Below are 18,210 nucleotides of genomic sequence, written 5' to 3' on the forward strand. Positions count from 1 at the left end.
GGAACCGAACGGATTACCTGCTGGGATAAACCGAGACGTACACGGCCGTGCGTTCCGAGGCCGGATCGCGGGGCCTGGCCTTGAATTCTTCGAGCAGCCCCTCGAGCCGCCGCTTGAACTCCGCGACGTCCTCGGCGCCCACCTGGACCACGAGCCGGGTCGTCTCCGTCTCCGCCAGGTCGGCCTCCGCCATTTCGGCCAGATAGGCCTCGAGCATGGCCTGGTTGACCGCGACCGCTTCGGCTTCGGCGTTGTCCAGCTGCCACGAAAGCCCGGTGGACAGGTACGGGATCTCCTTCGCCCCGCGCGCACCGCGCCGAGGTTCCTGTGCCACGAGAAAACCGGTGTCGACCAGGCGCCGCACGTGGTGCAGCGTCGTCGCCGGGTCGCGGCCGAGCCGGGCTGCCAGCTCCTTGTTCGTCATCGCCTCGAAAGAGGTCAACCGGATGATGCGCAGCCGTATTCCGGACGCGAGCGCGGCGGCCTCGGCTTCGGTGGAGGGACGTCGGTGCAACGGCATCCCCGCAGCCTAGACAAAGTGATTGACACTTTCCAATCACTCGGCAACACTCGATCGGGTGCGTCGCGACTCACTCTTCTTCCACGCCGATTTCCGCAGGCTGTGGGCCGGGGACACGGCGAGCCAACTGGGGATGTTCGTCGGCGTCACGGCCATTCCGCTGCTCGCCGCCGTCACGCTGGCCGCCACGCCGTTCGAGATGGGCCTGCTGACCATGGCCGAGACGCTCGGCTTCCTGGTCCTCGGCCTTCCCGCGGGCGTGTGGGTGGACCGGATGCGCAAACGGCCGCTCATGCTCGCCGCCGACCTGGTCCGCGGGGTGCTGCTGCTCAGCGTCCCGTTCGCCTGGTGGGCCGGCGTGCTCACGATGGCGCAGGTCCTGGTGGTCGTGCTGTTCGTCGGGTTCGCGACGGTCTTCTTCGACGTCTCCTACCAGGCGTATCTGCCCGCGCTGGTCGGCCGCGAGAAGCTGCTGGAGGGCAACGCGAAGCTGCAGGGCGTGCAGTCGTCGGCGCAGATCGCCGGGCCGAGCCTCGCCGGCGTGCTCGTGCAGTTCATCGGCGCGGCCAGCACGGTCCTGGTCACCGGGCTCGGCTACCTCACTTCCGCGCTGTGCCTGTGGCGCATCCGCACCGTCGAAACCCTCCCGGAACGCACCGAGCAGGACCGCCTGGTGCCGCAAATGCTCGAAGGCCTGCGGTTCGTCGTCGCCGACCGGCCGCTGCGCGCGATCGTCGCCTGCACCGCCACGTCGAACTTCTTCGGCGGAGTGGTCCAGGCCGTTCAGGTGCTGTTCCTGACGCGCACGGCCGGGCTGAAACCGGCCGAGGTCGGCGGCCTGCTCGCGGTGAGCGGCATCGGCGGCATCGCGGCCGCGCTCTGCGCCGGGCCGATCATCCGCAAGATCGGGCAGGCCCGGTCGATCTGGCTGGTCCCGGTGCTGTTCTGGCCGGGCGAGATCCTGGTCCTGACGGCCGCGCCGGACTGGCGGATCGCGCTCGCCGGGCTCGGGATGGCCGCGTTCGGGTTCGGCGTGATCCTCTACAACATCGCGCAGGTGTCCTACCGCCAGGCGATCACGCCGGACCGGCTGCTGGGCCGGATGAACGCGAGCGTCCGGTTCGTCGTCTGGGGAGCGCTGCCGCTCGGCGGGCTGCTGGGCGGCGGGCTCGGCGAATGGCTCGGGCTCGCCGGCGCGCTGTGGATCGGGACCGCCGGGCCGATCGCGGGCGCGCTGTGGGTGATCTGCTCGCCGCTGCGGCGCATGCGGGACCTGCCGACGGGCGGGGAAATCGCTGTACCCGCCCCGTAAAGTGCGGGCATGGACGAGAAGATCCCGCACAAAGCCGGCGTCGACGGCCTGACCGCCAAATGGGTACCGGTGTGGGAACGCGAAGGCGTATACCGGTTCGACCGGACGCGCCCGGACGTCTACTCGATCGACACGCCGCCACTGACCGCGAGCGGTTCGCTGCACATCGGGCACGTCTTCTCCTACACGCACACCGACGTTCTCGCGCGCTACCAACGGATGCGCGGCCGTTCGGTCTTCTACCCGGTCGGCTGGGACGACAACGGCCTGCCCACCGAACGCCGCGTGCAGAACCATTTCGGCGTGCGCTGCGAGCCGTCGCTGCCCTACGACCCGGCTTTCACCCCGCCGGAGAAGCCCGGCAAGAACGCGATTCCGGTCTCCCGGCGCAATTTCGTGGAACTGTGCCGCCAGCTGACCGAAACCGACGAGAAGGTGTTCGAGGAGGTCTGGCGGAGCATCGGGCTTTCGGTGGACTGGGCGCTGGCGTACCAGACGATCGACCCGGCGACCACGGAAATCTCCCAGCGCGCGTTCCTGCGCAATCTCGCGCGAGGCGAGGCGTACCAATCCGAAGCCCCGACGCTGTGGGATGTCACCTTCCGCACCGCTGTTGCGCAGGCTGAACTGGAAGACCGCGAACGGCCCGGCGCGTATCACGACCTCGTGTTCACCGCGGAAGACGGCGCGGAAGTGCTCATCTCCACCACGCGGCCGGAATTGCTGCCCGCGTGCGTCGCGCTCGTCGCGCATCCGGATGACGAGCGCTACCAAGGCCTTTTCGGGAAGACCGTGCACACGCCGGTGTTCGGCGTCGAGGTGCCGGTGCACGCGCATCACCTCGCGGATCCGGAAAAGGGCACCGGTATCGCGATGGTCTGCACCTTCGGCGACACCACCGACGTCACCTGGTGGCGTGCGCTGCAGCTCGAAACGCGTCCGGTGCTGGGCCGCGACGGCCGGTTCCGCGCAGAACCGCCGCACGGCGTCCCGGCCGACAAATACGAACCGCTGGCGGGCAAGACTGTCCACACTGGACGCCAGATTCTGGTGGACCTCCTGCGCGAGGCGGCCGCGCTGCGCGGCGAGCCGAGGCCGATCACGCATCCGGTGAAGTTCTACGAAAAGGGCGACAAGCCACTGGAAATCGTCACGAGCCGCCAGTGGTACCTGCGCAACGGCGGCCGCGACGACGCCTTGCGCGCGAAACTGCTGGAGCGCGGCGAGGAGCTGAACTGGGTCCCGCCGCACATGCAGGTCCGCTATCGCAGCTGGGTCGAAGGCCTGACCAGCGACTGGCTGGTGAGCCGCCAGCGGTTCTTCGGAGTGCCGATCCCGGTCTGGTACCCGCTGGACGCCGACGGCGAGCCGGATCACGACGCGGTGCTGACGCCCGACGACGCCAGCCTGCCGGTGGACCCGAGCACCGACGTCCCGCCGGGCTACACCGAGGACCAGCGCGGCGTCCCGGGCGGCTTCGTCGCCGAGGCGGACGTGATGGACACCTGGGCGACGTCGTCGCTGACGCCGCAGATCGCCGGCCGCTGGAGTCTCGACGACGACCTGTTCCGCCGCGTGTTCCCGTTCTCGCTGCGGCCGCAGGCGCACGAGATCATCCGCACCTGGCTGTTCTCCACCGCGGTCCGCGCCGAACTGGAGGAAGGCGTGCTGCCGTGGCGGGACGCGGTGATCTCCGGCTGGGTGCTCGATCCGGACCGGAAGAAGATGTCGAAGTCCGTCGGCAACGTCGTCACGCCGGCGGATCTGCTGGACCGGCACGGTTCCGACGCGGTGCGCTACTGGGCGGCGAGCGCGCGGCCGGGCGTCGACACGGCGGTCGACGAAGGCCAGATGAAGGTCGGGCGACGACTGGCGACGAAGCTGTTGAACGTGAGCCGGTTCGTGCTCGGGCTCGGGATCCCCAAGCCGGAGTCAGCCGTCACGGAGCCGCTGGATCAGTCTGTGCTCGCCACGCTGGCGAAGGTGGTCGAGGAAGCGACGGCCGCGTTCGAGGCGCTCGACCAGGCGCGTGCACTGCAGGTGACCGAGACGTTCTTCTGGACGTTCTGCGACGACTACGTGGAGCTGGTGAAGGGCCGGGCGTACGGCGATCTCGGCGCCGAGGCGGCCGAATCGGCCCAGGTGGCGCTGCGGACGGTGCTGTCGGCGCTGGTGCGCATGTTCGCCCCGGTGCTGCCGTTCGCGACCGAGGAGATCTGGTCGTGGTGGCAGGAAGGTTCGGTGCACCAGGCGGCGTGGCCGTCGGTGCCGGTGGTCGACGGTGACCCGTCGCTGCTGACGCTGGCGGGCGAGGTGATCGCGGCGGTGCGTCGGGCGAAGTCGGACGCGAAGGTGTCGATGCGCTCGCCGGTCGAGACGCTGACCGTGGGCGGCCCGGCGGAGACGCTGGCCCGGTTCGCCGAGGTGGCCGCGGACGTCCGGCTCGCCGGGGCGATCGGCGAGATCACCACGCGCGACGGCGACTTTTCGCTCGATGCCAAGATCGTGACCCCGTAGGGTGGTTTCCGTGGATTCCTACGTGCTCGTCGTCGCCGATGTGTCCAGCAGCCCCGAGAACTCCGAGGAGTTCGGCCGCGCGCTGCACGAGTTCGCGGCCGCGTGCCGCGAAGAACCGGGCTGCCTGTCGTACGAAGTGTTCCGCTCCGACGAAACGCCGGGGCGGTACGTGAGCATCGAGAAGTACGCCGACGACGCGGCGTTCAAGGCGCATCGCGAGTCGGACCACTTCCGGGAGATCGGCCTGGGCCGCGTGCTGCCGCTGACCGTCGACCGCGATGTGCGGATGTACGACCGGCCACGGGAAATCCCGCCGGCGAACTGACTCCGCCGCGGCTGGCCTTGAGCGGCGAGCCGGGTTACGACCCCGGCTTGCCGCTCACAGCGGCGAACCGGCGGCAGCCCACCAAGCCTCGTCGATCTCGCCGCGGGCCACGATCTCCGCGGGGCCGGACAGCGTCGAATCCCCGCGCGAGATCGTCACCGACACGCGGCCGCCCGGGATGTCCACTGTGGACTCGCCGGTGTCCTTGCCCGCGAGGTGCAGCGAGGCGGCCACCGCGGCGACCGTGCCGGTGCCGCAGGCGCGCGTCTCCCCCACGCCGCGCTCGTGGACGCGCATCCGCAGCGCGCCCTCGCCGAGCACGTTGACGAACTCCAGGTTGACCCCGGCCGGGAAGACGTCGTGGTCGAAATCAGGCTGGTCGCGCAGGTCGAGGCCGGCGATGTCGGTGTCGGTGACCGACACGAGGTGCGGGTTGCCGACGTTCACCGCGACGCCGGAGAACGCCTGCCCGGCGACCATGGTGACCGACGTGCCGGTGATCGCCGCCGGGCCCATCTGCACGGTGACCGAACGGTCCGGGTGCACGACGACCGGCCGGTCGCCCGCCCGGGTGCCGATGACGAACTCGCCGTCCGATTCCAGACCGGCGTCCACCAGGTAGCGCGCGAAAACGCGGGTGCCGTTGCCGCACATCTCGGCGATCGAACCGTCGGCGTTGCGGTAGTCCATGAACCACTCGCCGGCCGATTCTTCGCCGATCGCCTTCGCGCGCACGACGCGCAGCACGCCGTCCGCGCCGAGGCCCCGCTGCCGGTCGCACAGCGCCGCGACGCGCTCCGCCGTGAGGTCGAGGCGGCCGGCCGCGTCAGGCAGCAGCACGAAGTCGTTCTGCGTGCCGTGGCCCTTGAGGAATTCGATGCCGCCCATGCGTCCAGGTTACTGGTCGAGCGCGGCGCGGACCCGCGCGGCCAGGTCCGCCGATCCGCCGTCGAACCACCGGATCCGCTTGTCCCGGCGGAACCAGGAACGTTGCCGTCGCACGAACCGGCGGGTGGCCTGCGCGGTCGCCGCCGCGGCTGCCGCGAAGTCGCCTTCGCCGTCCAGTTCGGCCAGCACCTGCTGGTAGCCGAGCGCCCGCGAAGCGGTTTTCCCGTCCCGCAGCCCGCGGCCGAGCAACGCGCGCACCTCGTCCACGAGACCGGCCTCGAACATCCGCTCCACCCGCAGGTCGACGCGCTCGTCCAGCTCGGCGATCTCGCGGTCGATCCCGATCAGCACGGTGTCCCAGCGCGCCGGACCCGGTTTCGGCAGGTTCGCGGAGAACGGCTCGCCGGTGATCTCGATGACCTCCAGCGCCCGCACGATGCGGCGGGTGTTCGTGGGCAGGATCGCCGCCGCCGCGACCGGGTCGCGCTCCCCCAGGCGGGTGTAGAGGGCGGCGGTGCCGAGTTCGGCGGCCTCTTCGTCGAGCCGCGCGCGCACCGCGGGGTCGGTGCCGGGGAAACGGAGGTCATCCAGCACCGCTTGCACGTACAGCCCCGAGCCGCCGGTCAGCACCGGGACCCGGCCCGCGTCGAGAATCCGCTCGATCGTGCTGCGGGCGTCACGCTGATAGGCGGCGACCGACGCGGTCTCGGTCACGTCGAGTACGTCCAGCAGGTGGTGCGGGACCCCTCGCTGTTCCTCCGCGGTCGCTTTGGCGGTGCCGATGTCCATGCCCCGGTAGAGCTGGAGCGCGTCGGCGTTCACCACCTCGCCGTCCAGCGCCAGCGCGAGTTCGACGGCCAGTGCAGTCTTCCCGGTGGCGGTGGGGCCGACGACGGCCACCGGACGGGGCCGTTGAGCTGGGCTGATCACGCCGCAGAACGGTACCCGGCCGGGGCGGGACGCGGGCACGGAGCGTCAAGGAGAAGTAGGATCAACGCTTTCAGGCGGCTCATCCAGTACCACGGCGCGCGCTGAGCTGCTTGAATGCCGCTGGGGCCCCATGCCCCCGGCAGAGCACGACAACAGCGTAACCCGGCCCCGCTCACGCGGCGGGGCGCCCGCAGCCGCGGGCGTACAGGCGATAAGGAGCCTGCGATGGCCCAGGAGAACACGTCCCCCGGCACCCCGGCACCGCACCCGGTGCCGCACGCGCAGGGCGCCGGCCATGCCGCGCCTCCGGTGCCGCCCGCCGAGCCCGCCCCCGCCACCTGGGGCCGGGTCGACGGGGAAGGCACCGTTTACGTCTTCACCGCCGACGGCGAACGCGAGGTCGGGGTCTGGCAGGCAGGCACGCCCGAGGAAGGCCTGCTGCACTACGCGCGCCGCTTCGACGACGTGCGCACCGAGGTCGAACTGCTCGAAACGCGGCTGAACTCCGGAGCGGGCGACCCGAAGCACGCCCTCTCCAGCGCCACCCAGATCCGCGACGGGCTCGGCGAGGCGGCCGTGGTCGGCGACCTGAAGGCGCTCGCCGCACGGCTCGAGTTCGTGATCGGGCTGGCGGAGAAGGCGCTGGTCAACGTCAAGCACGAGCGAGAGGAAGCGCGGGCGGCGGCCGTGGCGCGCAAGCAGGCGCTGGCCGACGAGGCGGAGAAGATCGCCGCCGAGTCCACCCAGTGGAAGGCCGCGGGCGACCGGCTGCGCGCGATCCTCGACGAGTGGAAGACGGTCAAGGGCGTCGACCGCAAGACCGACGACGAGCTGTGGAAGCGCTTCTCGAAGGCGCGCGAGGCGTTCAACCGCCGTCGCGGCTCGCACTTCGCCGAGCTGGACAAGCAGCGGGCGAGCGCGAAGCAGCGCAAGGAAGAGCTGATCGCCGAGGCCGAGGCGCTGTCCGACTCGGACGACTGGGGCGCCACCGCGGGCCGGTACAAGGACCTGATGGCCGAGTGGAAGGCCGCCGGACGCGCGCCCAAGGACAGCGACGAGGCGCTGTGGCAGCGGTTCCGCGCGGCGCAGGACGCGTTCTTCGCCCGCCGCTCGGCCGTGTTCTCCGAGCGCGACGCGGAGTTCGCCGGCAACGCTCAGCGCAAGGAAGAACTGCTGGTCGAGGCCGAGAAGATCGACGTGGCGGCCAACCTCGAGGCGGCCAAGTCGGCGCTGCGGCGGATCCAGGAGCAGTGGGACGAGATCGGCAAGGTCCCGCGCGAGCGCATCCGCGAACTGGACGGGCGGCTCAAGGCGGTGCAGGACGCGGTGAAGTCCGCTGAGGACAGCCGCTGGCGCCGCACCGACCCGGAGGCGCAGGCGCGGGCCGCGCAGTTCCGCGAGCGCGTCGAGCAGTTCGAATCGCAGGCCGCCAAGGCCAGGGCCGCCGGCGACGAACGGCGGGCGAAGAAGGCCGAGGAGCAGGCCTCCCAGTGGCGGGAATGGATGGAGGCCGCGGAAGCCGCGGTCGCCGATCGCTGATCCGCGGACGTAAAAGGGCCGGTACCCGCGGGTACCGGCCCTTTTTATGCAGTTGGGTTCAGGTGCGCGAGAACGCGGTGCGCATCCAGAGCGTCGCCAGGACGATCGTCGCGATCCAGGCCACGATCATGCCGATCCCCGGACCGTCCCCCGCCGCTCCGCTGGCGTGCGCGGACTGCTGCGACCAGATCGCCAGCAGGCCGTCGACCGAGGCGAACCAGCCGCCCGCGGCGCAGCACCACGCGACCCACCAGCGGCGCGACACGAGCGCGACCGCGCCGATGAACACGCCGACGCCGGTGGACGTCACGGCGAACAGCTGCGGAACCCCGCCCGCCTCGCCGGCCAGCGTCTCCCAGCCCGCGCGGCCCTGAGCCCACGGCAGGATCTGCGCCACGAGCAGCACGAACATCAGCACCGAGATGGTGAAGCCGCGCCTGCCCAGCTCCACCGTGCGCGCGGCGCGGCGGCCCGCGTCGTCGATCTCGTCGCTCAGCCTGCGGTCGACCTCGGCCGGCGTTCCCGGTTCGCTCATCCTGCACACCCACTCACCGGGGCCGGCTGCGCCGCCGGGGCTCCGAAGCCCGGCAGTCCCAGGGTGACCCCGCTCGTCTTGGGCCGAAGACCGGCTTCGGCGTTGTCGCCCGCTCGCGTGCGGCGATGGGTCAGGAGGTCGCCGTCCGCGACCAGGTGGTGCGGCGCGCCGTAGCTGATCACCGTCTCCACGACGTCGCCCGGCCGGACCGAACGGTCGACGGCCGCACCGGACGGCGTGAAGTGCACCAGCCGTCCGTCGCGGGCGCGTCCGCTCATCCGGTGCGTCTCCGCGTCCTTGCGCCCCTCGCCCGCGGCGACCAGCAGCTCGACCCGGCGGCCGACCAGTTTGCGGTTCTCTTCCCAGGAGATCTCGTTCTGCAGCTCGACCAGCCGGTCGTAGCGCTCCTGCACGACCTCCTTCGGCAGCTGGTCCGCCATCTCCGCGGCGGGCGTGCCGGGGCGCTTCGAGTACTGGAAGGTGAACGCGCTGGAGAACCGCGCGGCGCGGACGACGTCGAGCGTCGCCTGGAAGTCTTCCTCGGTCTCGCCGGGGAAACCGACGATGATGTCGGTGGTGATGGCGGCGTCCGGCATCTTGGCGCGCACCTCGTCGAGGATGTTCAGGAACCGCGCCGACCGGTACGACCGGCGCATCTCGCGCAGCACCCGGTCCGAACCGGACTGCAGCGGCATGTGCAGCTGGTGGCAGACGTTCGGGGTCTCGGCCATCGCGTCGATCACGTCCGAGGTGAACGCGGCCGGATGCGGCGAGGTGAACCGCACGCGCTCCAGCCCGTCGATCCCGCCGGTCGCGCGCAGCAGCTTGCCGAACGCGAGCCGGTCGCCGAACTCGACGCCGTAGGAGTTCACGTTCTGGCCCAGCAGGGTCACCTCGAGCACGCCCTCGGCGACCAGCGCCTCGACCTCGGCGAGGATCTCGCCGGGACGGCGGTCGCGCTCCTTGCCGCGCAGCGACGGCACGATGCAGAAGGTGCAGGTGTTGTTGCAGCCGACCGAAACCGACACCCAGCTCGCATAGGACGATTCGCGGCGCGCGGGCAGCGTGGACGGGAACGTCTCGAGCGATTCGAGGATCTCGACCTCGGCCTCGGCGTTGTGCCGCGCGCGCTCCAGCAGTGCCGGCAGCGAACCGATGTTGTGCGTCCCGAAGACGACGTCGACCCACGGCGCGCGTTTGACGATGTCGCCGCGGTCCTTCTGCGCGAGACACCCGCCGACGGCGATCTGCATGTCCGGATTGGCGACCTTGTCCGGGCGGAGGTGCCCGAGGGTGCCGTAGAGCTTGTTGTCCGCGTTCTCCCGCACGGCGCAGGTGTTGAACACGACCAGATCCGGCTTCGCCTGCCCGGGAGCGGGGACGTAGCCGGCTTCCTCGAGCTGCCCGGCGAGCCGTTCGGAGTCGTGCACGTTCATCTGGCAGCCGAACGTGCGGATCTGGTACGTTTTCGCGTTCATCGCGCTCCAGCCTAAACCCCGGGTCCCGCGCCGGACCCGGCACCCGGTCGGCGGACGTTATGCGACGCGGTCCGCCATGTATTCCGCTAATCGGGAAATGTGCCGTTGACCGGGAACGGAAATGCGCCGGAACGGTCGCCGGCAAACAATTTTCGCTATTGTTTTCCGCGCCCGCCCGAAGATAAGATCATCGCCATTGTTCCGAATCGGACCGCCGCCGCTCTGGAGGAAAAGTGCGCAAGGTTTTCGCCTGCTCCGCGGCCGCTGTCGCGAGCACGCTCGTCGTCGCCGCGCTGGCGGCCGCCCCGGTCTCCGCGGAACCGGTTCCGCAGTCGGTCTCCTGGTCGGCCGACCCCGCCGACGGCCCCGGCGCGTTCAACTCGGTCCAGTGCGCCGACGGCCACTTCAAGACCGCGACCGACGCCGCGAAGGGCAAGGTGTGGGTCGCCGAGCAGCTCGCCCAGGAGGAGCGCTGCGAGGCGGTCGGCCCGGATCTCGCCGCGGGCAAGACGTTCTACCTCGGCTGGTCGTCGAAGTACCGGATCACCGACTCCACCAGCCGCTACGTGTTCCAGCTGAAATGCAGCCCGAGCACCGGCACCGCGAACCATCCGATCGTCCTCAAGATCTCCGGCGGCAAACTCCAGCTGGAGGAGTGGACGACCGACCACACCAGCGTCAAGCTGTGGAACGCGCCGGTCTCGAACGACGAGTGGCACGACATCGCGTTCCGGATCTCGACCGACCGCACCCAGGGCACCATCCAGTTCTGGTTCGACGGCAAACGGCAGACGTTCGCCGACGGGTCCACCACCTACACCGGAACCACGATCGACGGAACGCGGAACTACCTGAAGTGGGGCGTCTACCACCAGGCCGACGAGACGGCGACGCAGTGGTTCAGCAAGATCCGGATGGGCGACAGCCTGGCCGACGTCACCGGCTGACCTCTGGCACCATCGCTGCATGCGATGGAGGCTGACGGCGGCGCTGGCAGTGCTCACGGTGCTGCTGAGCGCGTGCGGGCCGAGCTTCGCGAACCTGCACCTGCGCGTCGCGGCCGGGTCGGTGGGCGGCGTCTACCACGATCTGGCCGGGCCGCTGGCGTCGGCGTGGGCGGGCGAACTCGGCATCGAGACGCCCGAGGTGCTCGCCACCCAGGGGTCGCGCGACAACCTCAACCGAGTGCTTTCCGGGGGCGCGGACGTCGCGTTCGTCGCCGCGGACCTGGCCGCGGACGCGGCGGCCGCGCACCCCGGCAAGCTCGCCGCGCTGGCCCGCATCCACGACGACTACCTGCACATCGTCGTCCGCAAGGACTCGCCCTACACGTCGGTCTCCATGCTGCGCGGCCGCCACATCGCGGTCGGCTCCCCGGAGTCGGGCGTCGAGTACATCGCCGACCGGGTGCTGCAGGTAGCCGGGCTGAAAGGCGCGGTCTCGGTCAATCAGCTGAGCCTGGAGGACTCGCTCACCGCGCTGGAGAACCGCAAGGTCGACGCGATGTTCTGGTCCGGCGGGCTGCCGACGCCGCTGATCACCGAGTACAACCGCAAGGTCGGGCTGCGGCTGCTCGACATGTCCAACCTGATGCCGGGCATGCAGCGGTTCAGCCCGGTGTACGGCACCGCGACCATCCCCGGCAGCACCTACGACCAGCCCGGCCCGGTCACGACGCTCGTGGTGCCGAACTTCCTGGTCGTGCCCACCTCGATGTCCGCCGACGTCGCCGAAGCGCTCACGAAGGGCCTGTACGACGCCCGCCCGCAGCTCGCGGCGGTCAACCGGGCGGCCCTGTCGATCGACGTGCATCCGGGCATCGAGACCGGGCCGCTGCCATTGCATCCCGGCGCGCTGGCGTATTACCGCGCGGAGAAGGTCTAGCGCGCGACCGGGAAGTCCATCGCGATCCGCAACCCGCCGCCTTCCGGCAGGGACAACTGGATCTCCCCGCCGGAATGCCGGACGATCTCGGTCACGATCGCCAGCCCCAGCCCCGATCCGGGCACGTTCTGATGCGCCGTGCTCCGCCAGAACCGGTCGACCGCCCGCTCTAGCTCGTCCTCGCGCAGTCCGGGCCCGTGGTCGCGCACCGAAACCGTCACCCGGTCCTCGGCAACGCTCGCGGCCACCTCGACGGAAGTACCGGAAGGGCTGAATTTGAGCGCGTTGTCCAGCAACGCGTCGAGCACGACCTCCAGCCCCCTCGGCGGCACGAGCACGCGCGCGCCGCCGACGTCCACCGCGCTCTCCAGCGAGACCTCGCGAGCCGCCCCGACCACCGACCAGTCGGCGACGCGATCGGCGATCACCTCGGCGAGGTCTTCGGAAACCAGCTCGCCGCCGGCGGATTCCGCGCGGGCCATGGACAGCAGCTCGTCGAGGATCTGGTTCAGCCGCTTTGCGTCCACCTGCGCCGCTTCGAGATCGGCCGCCGCGGCTTCGTCGGTGACCTGGCCGTCGAGATTGCCCAGCCGGATCTTCAACGCGGTCAACGGATTGCGCAGCTGATGCGAGGCGTCGGCGACGAACGCGCGCTGCGCGGCCAGCGCTTCCGACACACTCGCCGCCATCCGGTCGAACGACCGTCCCAGCTGCCGCAGCTCCGGCGGGCCGCCGCTCTCCCCCACCGGCTCCGCTTCCCGGCCGCTGACCACGGACGCGACCAGCGCGCCGGTCGCCTCGTCCAGCCGCCGCACCGGGCGCAGCGTCCAGCGCACCACCGGCAGCGCCACGAGCAGCGCGAGCCCGAACGCGACCAGCGCGCACGCGGCCAGCAGCAGCCACTGCCACAGCAACTGGGTGCGGACGTGATCGGTCGCGGACTCCGTCACCACCGCGCCGCGCACCTCGCCGTCGATCAGGATCGGCTCGGCCAGCACCAGCGGTTTGCTCGCCCACGGCATCAGCAACGGCCCGGCCTCGGGCGGACGGGCGGCGAGCGCCTCGTTCACCGGCACCCGGATCGCGGTCCGGTCGACGGTGCCGCCCACCGAGCTCAGCACCGGCTCGCCGTCCTGGTTCACCACGACCACTTTCACGCCGTAGACCTCGGTGTACCGGCGCAGTTTGGGTTCCAGCAGCCCGAGCTCGTTGTCGAGCAGCGGACGCTGGGCGAGCGAGGCAAACCGCGAAGTGTCGGTGAGCCGGTCGAGGAAGAGCTTCTGCTGGAGGCTGCTCGCGATGCTGAGCGCGAGCGGGATGCCGAGCCCGAACACGAGCAGGGCGACGAGCGTGACGACGATGCCCTGCAGCCGGACGCGCACCGGTCAGTCCCGTCCGTTGCCCAGCCGGTAGCCGACGCCGCGCACCGTCTCGATCAGCGCCGGACGGCCGAGTTTGGTGCGCAGGGTGGCGACATGGACGTCCAGCGAACGGCTCTCGGCCGCGCCGCGGTGCCCCCACACCTCGTTCAGCACCTGTTCGCGCGAGCACACCGCACCGCCCGCCGCCGCGACCAGCGCGAGCACCTGGAACTCCTTGCGGGACAACGCGATCGGCTCGCCCGCGACCAGCACCTCGTACCGGGCGAGGTCGATCCGGACGTCGCCGACCTCCACCACCGGCACGGACGGCGCGGGCCGTTCGACCCGCCGCCGGCGCACCGCTTCGACGCGCGCGAGGAGTTCCTCCACGTCGTACGGCTTGACCAGGTAGTCGTCGGCACCGGCACGCAGGCCGTGCACCCGGTCGTTCACCTCGCCGCGCGCGGACACGACGATCACCGCGACGTCGCTGACCGCGCGGATCTGCCGGCACAGCACCACGCCGTCGACGTCGGGAAGCCCCAGGTCGAGCAGGATCACGTCGACGTCGTGGACCCGGTCGAGCACCCCGGCCCCGGACGGCAGCCGCTGCATGGTGAGCCCGCGGCGGACCAGCGCGGGCACGAGCGCCCCGGCGACCCGGTCGTCGTCTTCCACCAGCAGCACGCGCACGCTTGCTCCTCCCCGGTGATCCAGACCACGGTAGCCGGACTCTAGGGCGCCACGCCCCGCGGACACGGTGCGTGGCGGCCGCCACAGTCCGGACTAGGCTGAACGCCGCCACGACGGCCGCATCCGATACGTAGTTGAAACCCTAAGTATTGCTCAAGCCGTCTTTACAAGAGATGTCCCGGTAGTAGGTTTCCGCAAGCGTTGCGGAACCCCGGTTCCGCGGACGCCGACGACCAACGGAGCTCTGGAGGCCACGATGACCACCGAGGTGGCGACGCCGATGATCAAGGCGGCCGCCGTGAACAAGTACTTCGGCGAGCTGCACGTGCTGCGCGAGATCACGCTCGAGGTGCCGCGCGGCCAGGTCGTCGTCGTGCTCGGGCCGTCCGGGTCGGGCAAGTCGACGCTGTGCCGCGCGATCAACCGGCTCGAGCCGATCAACTCCGGCGAGATCGCCGTCGACGGCGTGCCGCTGCCCGAGGAGGGCAAGGCGCTCGCCTCGCTGCGCGCCGACGTCGGGATGGTCTTCCAGCAGTTCAACCTGTTCGCGCACAAGACGATCCTCGAGAACGTCATGCTCGCGCCGGTGAAGGTGCGCAAGACCGCGCAGGCCGAGGCCCGCAAGACCGCGATGGAACTGCTCGAGCGCGTCGGCATCGCGAACCAGGCCGACAAGTACCCCGCCCAGCTGTCCGGCGGCCAGCAGCAGCGCGTCGCGATCGCCCGCGCGCTCGCGATGAAGCCCAAGGTGATGCTGTTCGACGAGCCGACCTCGGCGCTGGACCCGGAAATGGTCCAGGAGGTGCTGGACGTGATGACCGGCCTGGCGAAGGACGGCATGACCATGCTCGTGGTCACCCACGAGATGGGCTTCGCCCGCCGCGCCGCCGACCGGGTCATCTTCATGGCCGACGGCGAGATCGTCGAGGACACGACGCCGGAGGAGTTCTTCACCAAGCCGAAGTCCGACCGCGCGAAGGACTTCCTCGGCAAGATCCTGACCCACTGACCCGTTCGGGGGAATCCCCCGGCGCCCCGCGTCCGGGATGGCTGTAATCGGCCGTACCCGGACCGGTCCCGACGTTCCCGGACAGATGTTTCCCGGACAGATATTGGAGAGACTGACATGAGGATCCGCACCCTCGCGGCCGCTCTGCTCGCCGGCGGGCTGCTGCTCACGGCCTGCGGCAAGGAAGGCACCCCGGCCGGCCCCGGCGGGGACAACAACGCGAGCGCCGCGCCGCTGCCCACCTACGAGGTGGCCAAGGACGTCAAGCTCGACGGCTCGCCGACCTTCACGAAGATCAAGAACGCGGGCACGATCACGATCGGCGTCAAGGACGACCAGCCCGAGCTGGGCCAGAAGGACCCGAAGACCGGCAAGTTCCAGGGCTTCGACATCGAGATCGCCCGGATGGTCGCGGCGGGCCTCGGCTTCAGCGAGGACAAGATCAAGTACACGACGGTCGACTCGGGCGCCCGCGAGCAGGCCATCTCCAACGGCCAGGTCGACCTCTACGTCGGCACCTACACCATCAGCGACAAGCGCAAGAAGCTCGTGTCGTTCGCCGGCCCGTACTTCCAGGCCGGGCAGGACCTGCTGGTGCGCAAGGACGACAACTCGATCACCGGCCCGGAGACGCTGAAGGGCAAGAAGGTCTGCTCGGTCACCGGGTCGACCCCGATCCAGCGCGTGCGCGAGCAGAAGCTGACCGACCAGATCGTCGAGTTCCAGAAGTACTCGCAGTGCGTCGAGAAGCTGCAGACGAAGGACGTCGACGCGGTCACCACCGACGACGCGATCCTCAAGGGCTACGCGGCACAGGACCCGGACACCTTCAAGGTCGTCGGCAAGCCGTTCTCGAAGGAGCCCTACGGCATCGGCCTGAACAAGGACGACAAGGTGCTGCGCGACAAGATCGACGACCTGCTGCAGGCCGCCGAGACCAACGGCACCTGGAAGAAGATCTACGACGCGACCCTCGGCAAGTCCGGCGCGCCCGCGACGCCGCCTGCCATCGAGCGGTACTGATCTGACCCGGCGGCCGGTGGGCGAAGCTTTCGCCCACCGGCCGCGGTACACCCACTATCGGCACACGGACGCGGGGAAGGCTCCATGGACGTCCTGCTCGACAATCTGGACCTCTTCGGTCCGTTCTTTCTCACCACGATCGAACTGTTCCTGATCGCGGGGGCGTGCAGCCTGGTGCTGGGCACGATCCTCGCGATGCTGCGGGTGAGCCCGGTCCCGGTGCTGCGCGCGATCGGCACGACCTACGTCACCGTCCTGCGCAACACGCCGCTGACGCTGGTGTTCGCGTTCCTCGTGTTCGCCTACCCGCTGCTCGACATCGTCAAGATCGACTACTTCCCGACCGCCGCGGTGGCGCTGACGATCTACACGTCGGCGTTCATCTGCGAGGTCGTGCGCTCGGGCATCAACACGGTGCCGATCGGCCAGGCCGAGGCGGGCCGGGCGCTGGGCCTGTCGTCCGGGCAGATCCTGGGCGGCATCGTCCTCCCGCAGGCGCTGCGGTCGGTCGTCCCGCCGCTCGTCAGCATGCTCATCGCGCTGCTGAAGAACACGACGATCGCCAGCGGGTTCTCGGTCGCCGAGGCCGGCGCGATCCGGCAGTACGTGTCCGAGCGCGGCGACAACCAGATGATCGCGCTGCTGTGGGTGGCACTCGGCTTCATCATCCTCGTGTCGGTGCTGTCGCTGGTGCAGCGCAGCCTGGAGAAGCGCTGGAGCGTGGCCCGATGAGCACGGTTCTTTTCGACACCCCGGGCCCGAAAGCGCGGGTGCGGCACCGGATCTACGCGGTGCTGGGCATCGTCGTGGTGGCGGCGCTGATCGCGTTCATCGTCTACCGCTTCGTCGACAGCGGCCAGTTCGCCGGACGCAAATGGGAGTGGCTGCAGTACTCCCAGGTGCAGAGCGACCTCGCGAACGCCGTGCTGGCGACCGTGAAGGCCTTCGCACTGGGCGCGGTGCTGGCCATCGTGTTCGGCGCGGTCTTCGCCGCCGGACGGCTGTCCGATCACGCGTGGGTGCGCGGGATCTGCACGTTCGTCGTGGAGTTCTTCCGCGCGATCCCGCTGCTGATCCTGATGTTCCTGTTCTACTACGGCCTCCCGACCCTCGGCGTGGACACGTCGCCGCTGTTCGCGGTGGTGCTCGGCCTGACGCTGTACAACGGCTCGGTGCTGGCGGAGGTCTTCCGCGCGGGCATCCTGTCCCTGCCGAAGGGCCAGAGCGAAGCCGCGTACGCGCTCGGCATGCGCAAGACCCAGGTGATGTTCACGGTCCTGCTGCCGCAGGCGCTGCGCGCGATGCTGCCGACGATCATCAGCCAGCTGGTCGTGCTGCTCAAGGACACCGCGCTCGGCTTCCTCGTGACGTACCCGGAGCTGCTGTACTACGCCCGCTACATCGGCAGCCAGGGCGCCTTCGGCCGCCCGATCGTCCCGTCGACCCTCGTGGCCGCCGCGATCTACATCGCGATGTGCCTGCTGCTGACCGCGCTCGCGACGTACCTGGAGCGGCGCAACCGGCGCAGCAAGAAGCACATCGACACGGACGCCGGCATCGAGCAGGCGGGGCTCACCGCTGCCGCGGGCAGCAACGTGATCGGTGGCGCTGGACCTGGCTGACGGTTCGTTCCGTCTCTCTTGAAACCCCTGGCGCTGCTTTCCCCGCGGCGCCGGGGGTTTCTTGTTTCAGCCGTGCGCTGTCGGGTGCCGCGGCTGATACAGGGGCAGCACGCTGCCGCTGGGGAGGCGGATCGATGCTCGCGTGCCCCAGGATGCTGTGGTCGCCTCGCTCTCCACTTCGGCTCCCTTCGCGGTTAGCTGCCGGACTGTTTCGGCTAGGTCGTCGCACATCAGGTAGAACTCTTGCTGCGGCGTTCCTTCGGTTGGGTGCACGGCTAGTTCTGTTGGGGGCAAACGGAAGATGAGCCAGCCGTCGCCTGCGTCTACGTTTCCTAGGTCCAGTACGTTCCTGAGGAACTCTCGGTCTGCTGCTGCGTCTTTGCTGTAGAGGATGACGTGGGCACCGGTGATCATGGTTCTTGTCCTTCCGGGAAGTCCTTTGACCGCAACGGAAATCGGCCCCGCCGCGGTCGAGCCGATCGAGTGATGCCGTCCGGTCGCGGGTGGTGCTAACGTTGATTTTGTTGAAGTAAGTACATCGCATGTGATGTGAGCCCGCGAGCGTTCTCGTGGC

Annotated in this window: 18 protein-coding genes; 10 read left to right on the forward strand and 8 right to left on the reverse strand. The window is 69.9% G+C overall.

Features of this window, described 5'->3' with window-relative positions:
* Positions 1-13 precede the first annotated feature (13 nt).
* On the reverse strand, positions 14-520 hold the full coding sequence (locus EIZ44_RS19385; protein ID WP_134730248.1) for an ArsR/SmtB family transcription factor: 507 nt from the start codon (positions 518-520) through the stop codon (positions 14-16).
* A gap of 58 nt (positions 521-578) precedes the next feature.
* On the opposite strand from EIZ44_RS19385, the gene EIZ44_RS19390 reads away from it, so the two are divergent.
* The 3 genes from EIZ44_RS19390 to EIZ44_RS19400 are packed head-to-tail and all read left to right on the forward strand — an operon-like array spanning position 579 to position 4,674.
* Positions 579-1,832 carry an MFS transporter gene (locus EIZ44_RS19390; RefSeq protein ID WP_134730250.1) on the forward strand — a complete coding sequence of 418 codons (1,254 nt, stop codon included), beginning with the start codon at positions 579-581 and terminating at the stop codon, positions 1,830-1,832.
* A gap of 9 nt (positions 1,833-1,841) precedes the next feature.
* Positions 1,842-4,349 carry a valine--tRNA ligase gene (valS, locus tag EIZ44_RS19395; protein WP_134730252.1) on the forward strand — a complete coding sequence of 836 codons (2,508 nt, stop codon included), beginning with the start codon at positions 1,842-1,844 and terminating at the stop codon, positions 4,347-4,349.
* 10 nt (positions 4,350-4,359) lie between these two features.
* A complete protein-coding gene (locus EIZ44_RS19400; RefSeq protein ID WP_043829343.1) occupies positions 4,360-4,674 on the forward strand; it encodes a putative quinol monooxygenase in 315 nt (104 codons plus the stop codon).
* Positions 4,675-4,728: 54 nt separating this feature from the next.
* Here the strand turns inward: EIZ44_RS19400 and dapF are convergent, their stop codons facing one another.
* A complete protein-coding gene (dapF, locus tag EIZ44_RS19405) occupies positions 4,729-5,562 on the reverse strand; it encodes a diaminopimelate epimerase (RefSeq protein WP_134730254.1) in 834 nt (277 codons plus the stop codon).
* Positions 5,563-5,571: 9 nt separating this feature from the next.
* Entirely contained in the window at positions 5,572-6,492 is a 921-nt protein-coding gene (miaA, locus tag EIZ44_RS19410) for a tRNA (adenosine(37)-N6)-dimethylallyltransferase MiaA (RefSeq protein WP_167754208.1), read from the reverse strand.
* Positions 6,493-6,717: 225 nt separating this feature from the next.
* Here miaA and EIZ44_RS19415 point away from each other — a divergent pair, with 225 nt between their 5' ends.
* Positions 6,718-8,031 (forward strand): DUF349 domain-containing protein, encoded by a 1,314-nt coding sequence (locus EIZ44_RS19415; protein WP_037809767.1) that lies wholly within the window; start codon positions 6,718-6,720, stop codon positions 8,029-8,031.
* A gap of 58 nt (positions 8,032-8,089) precedes the next feature.
* On the opposite strand, the gene EIZ44_RS19420 is transcribed toward EIZ44_RS19415, so the two are convergent.
* Positions 8,090-8,566, reverse strand: a complete 477-nt coding sequence (locus tag EIZ44_RS19420; protein ID WP_037809765.1) for an Rv2732c family membrane protein — start codon at positions 8,564-8,566, stop codon at positions 8,090-8,092.
* The gene (gene miaB, locus EIZ44_RS19425; protein ID WP_134730256.1) at positions 8,563-10,044 is read right to left on the reverse strand and encodes a tRNA (N6-isopentenyl adenosine(37)-C2)-methylthiotransferase MiaB; all 1,482 of its coding nucleotides are present in this window, start codon (positions 10,042-10,044) and stop codon (positions 8,563-8,565) included. Before miaB ends, EIZ44_RS19420 begins: the two co-directional genes overlap by 4 nt.
* 233 nt (positions 10,045-10,277) lie before the next feature.
* On the opposite strand from miaB, the gene EIZ44_RS19430 reads away from it, so the two are divergent.
* The gene (locus EIZ44_RS19430) at positions 10,278-10,991 is read left to right on the forward strand and encodes a heparin lyase I family protein (protein WP_134730258.1); all 714 of its coding nucleotides are present in this window, start codon (positions 10,278-10,280) and stop codon (positions 10,989-10,991) included.
* Positions 10,992-11,010: 19 nt separating this feature from the next.
* Positions 11,011-11,928 carry a TAXI family TRAP transporter solute-binding subunit gene (locus EIZ44_RS19435; protein ID WP_134730260.1) on the forward strand — a complete coding sequence of 306 codons (918 nt, stop codon included), beginning with the start codon at positions 11,011-11,013 and terminating at the stop codon, positions 11,926-11,928.
* On the opposite strand, the gene EIZ44_RS19440 is transcribed toward EIZ44_RS19435, so the two are convergent.
* Together EIZ44_RS19440 and EIZ44_RS19445 are read right to left on the reverse strand one after the other, a co-directional pair.
* Positions 11,925-13,310 carry a HAMP domain-containing sensor histidine kinase gene (locus tag EIZ44_RS19440; RefSeq protein WP_134730262.1) on the reverse strand — a complete coding sequence of 462 codons (1,386 nt, stop codon included), beginning with the start codon at positions 13,308-13,310 and terminating at the stop codon, positions 11,925-11,927. The genes EIZ44_RS19435 and EIZ44_RS19440 overlap by 4 nt on opposite strands.
* 3 nt (positions 13,311-13,313) lie before the next feature.
* Positions 13,314-13,982: a response regulator transcription factor gene (locus EIZ44_RS19445; protein WP_037809755.1), complete on the reverse strand. Its 669-nt coding sequence runs from the start codon at positions 13,980-13,982 to the stop codon at positions 13,314-13,316.
* A gap of 280 nt (positions 13,983-14,262) precedes the next feature.
* Between EIZ44_RS19445 and EIZ44_RS19450 the strand changes: the two genes are divergently transcribed.
* From EIZ44_RS19450 to EIZ44_RS19465, 4 genes are all read left to right on the forward strand, one after another.
* On the forward strand, positions 14,263-14,991 hold the full coding sequence (locus EIZ44_RS19450) for an amino acid ABC transporter ATP-binding protein (RefSeq protein ID WP_199817444.1): 729 nt from the start codon (positions 14,263-14,265) through the stop codon (positions 14,989-14,991).
* A 117-nt stretch (positions 14,992-15,108) separates the two neighbouring features.
* Positions 15,109-16,014 carry a glutamate ABC transporter substrate-binding protein gene (locus EIZ44_RS19455; protein WP_037809752.1) on the forward strand — a complete coding sequence of 302 codons (906 nt, stop codon included), beginning with the start codon at positions 15,109-15,111 and terminating at the stop codon, positions 16,012-16,014.
* 84 nt (positions 16,015-16,098) lie between these two features.
* Positions 16,099-16,746 (forward strand): amino acid ABC transporter permease, encoded by a 648-nt coding sequence (locus EIZ44_RS19460; protein WP_037809751.1) that lies wholly within the window; start codon positions 16,099-16,101, stop codon positions 16,744-16,746.
* Positions 16,743-17,636, forward strand: coding sequence for an amino acid ABC transporter permease (locus EIZ44_RS19465; protein WP_134730264.1), 894 nt, complete (start codon positions 16,743-16,745; stop codon positions 17,634-17,636). Before EIZ44_RS19460 ends, EIZ44_RS19465 begins: the two co-directional genes overlap by 4 nt.
* Before the next feature lie 66 nt (positions 17,637-17,702).
* Here EIZ44_RS19465 and EIZ44_RS19470 read toward each other — a convergent pair whose 3' ends face one another.
* Complete coding sequence (locus EIZ44_RS19470; protein ID WP_134730265.1) at positions 17,703-18,050, reverse strand: VOC family protein; 348 nt, start codon at positions 18,048-18,050, stop codon at positions 17,703-17,705.
* Positions 18,051-18,210 lie beyond the last annotated feature (160 nt).

This window comes from Amycolatopsis nivea, assembly GCF_004522235.1.
GTDB classification, from domain to species: Bacteria; Actinomycetota; Actinomycetes; order Mycobacteriales; family Pseudonocardiaceae; genus Amycolatopsis; species Amycolatopsis nivea.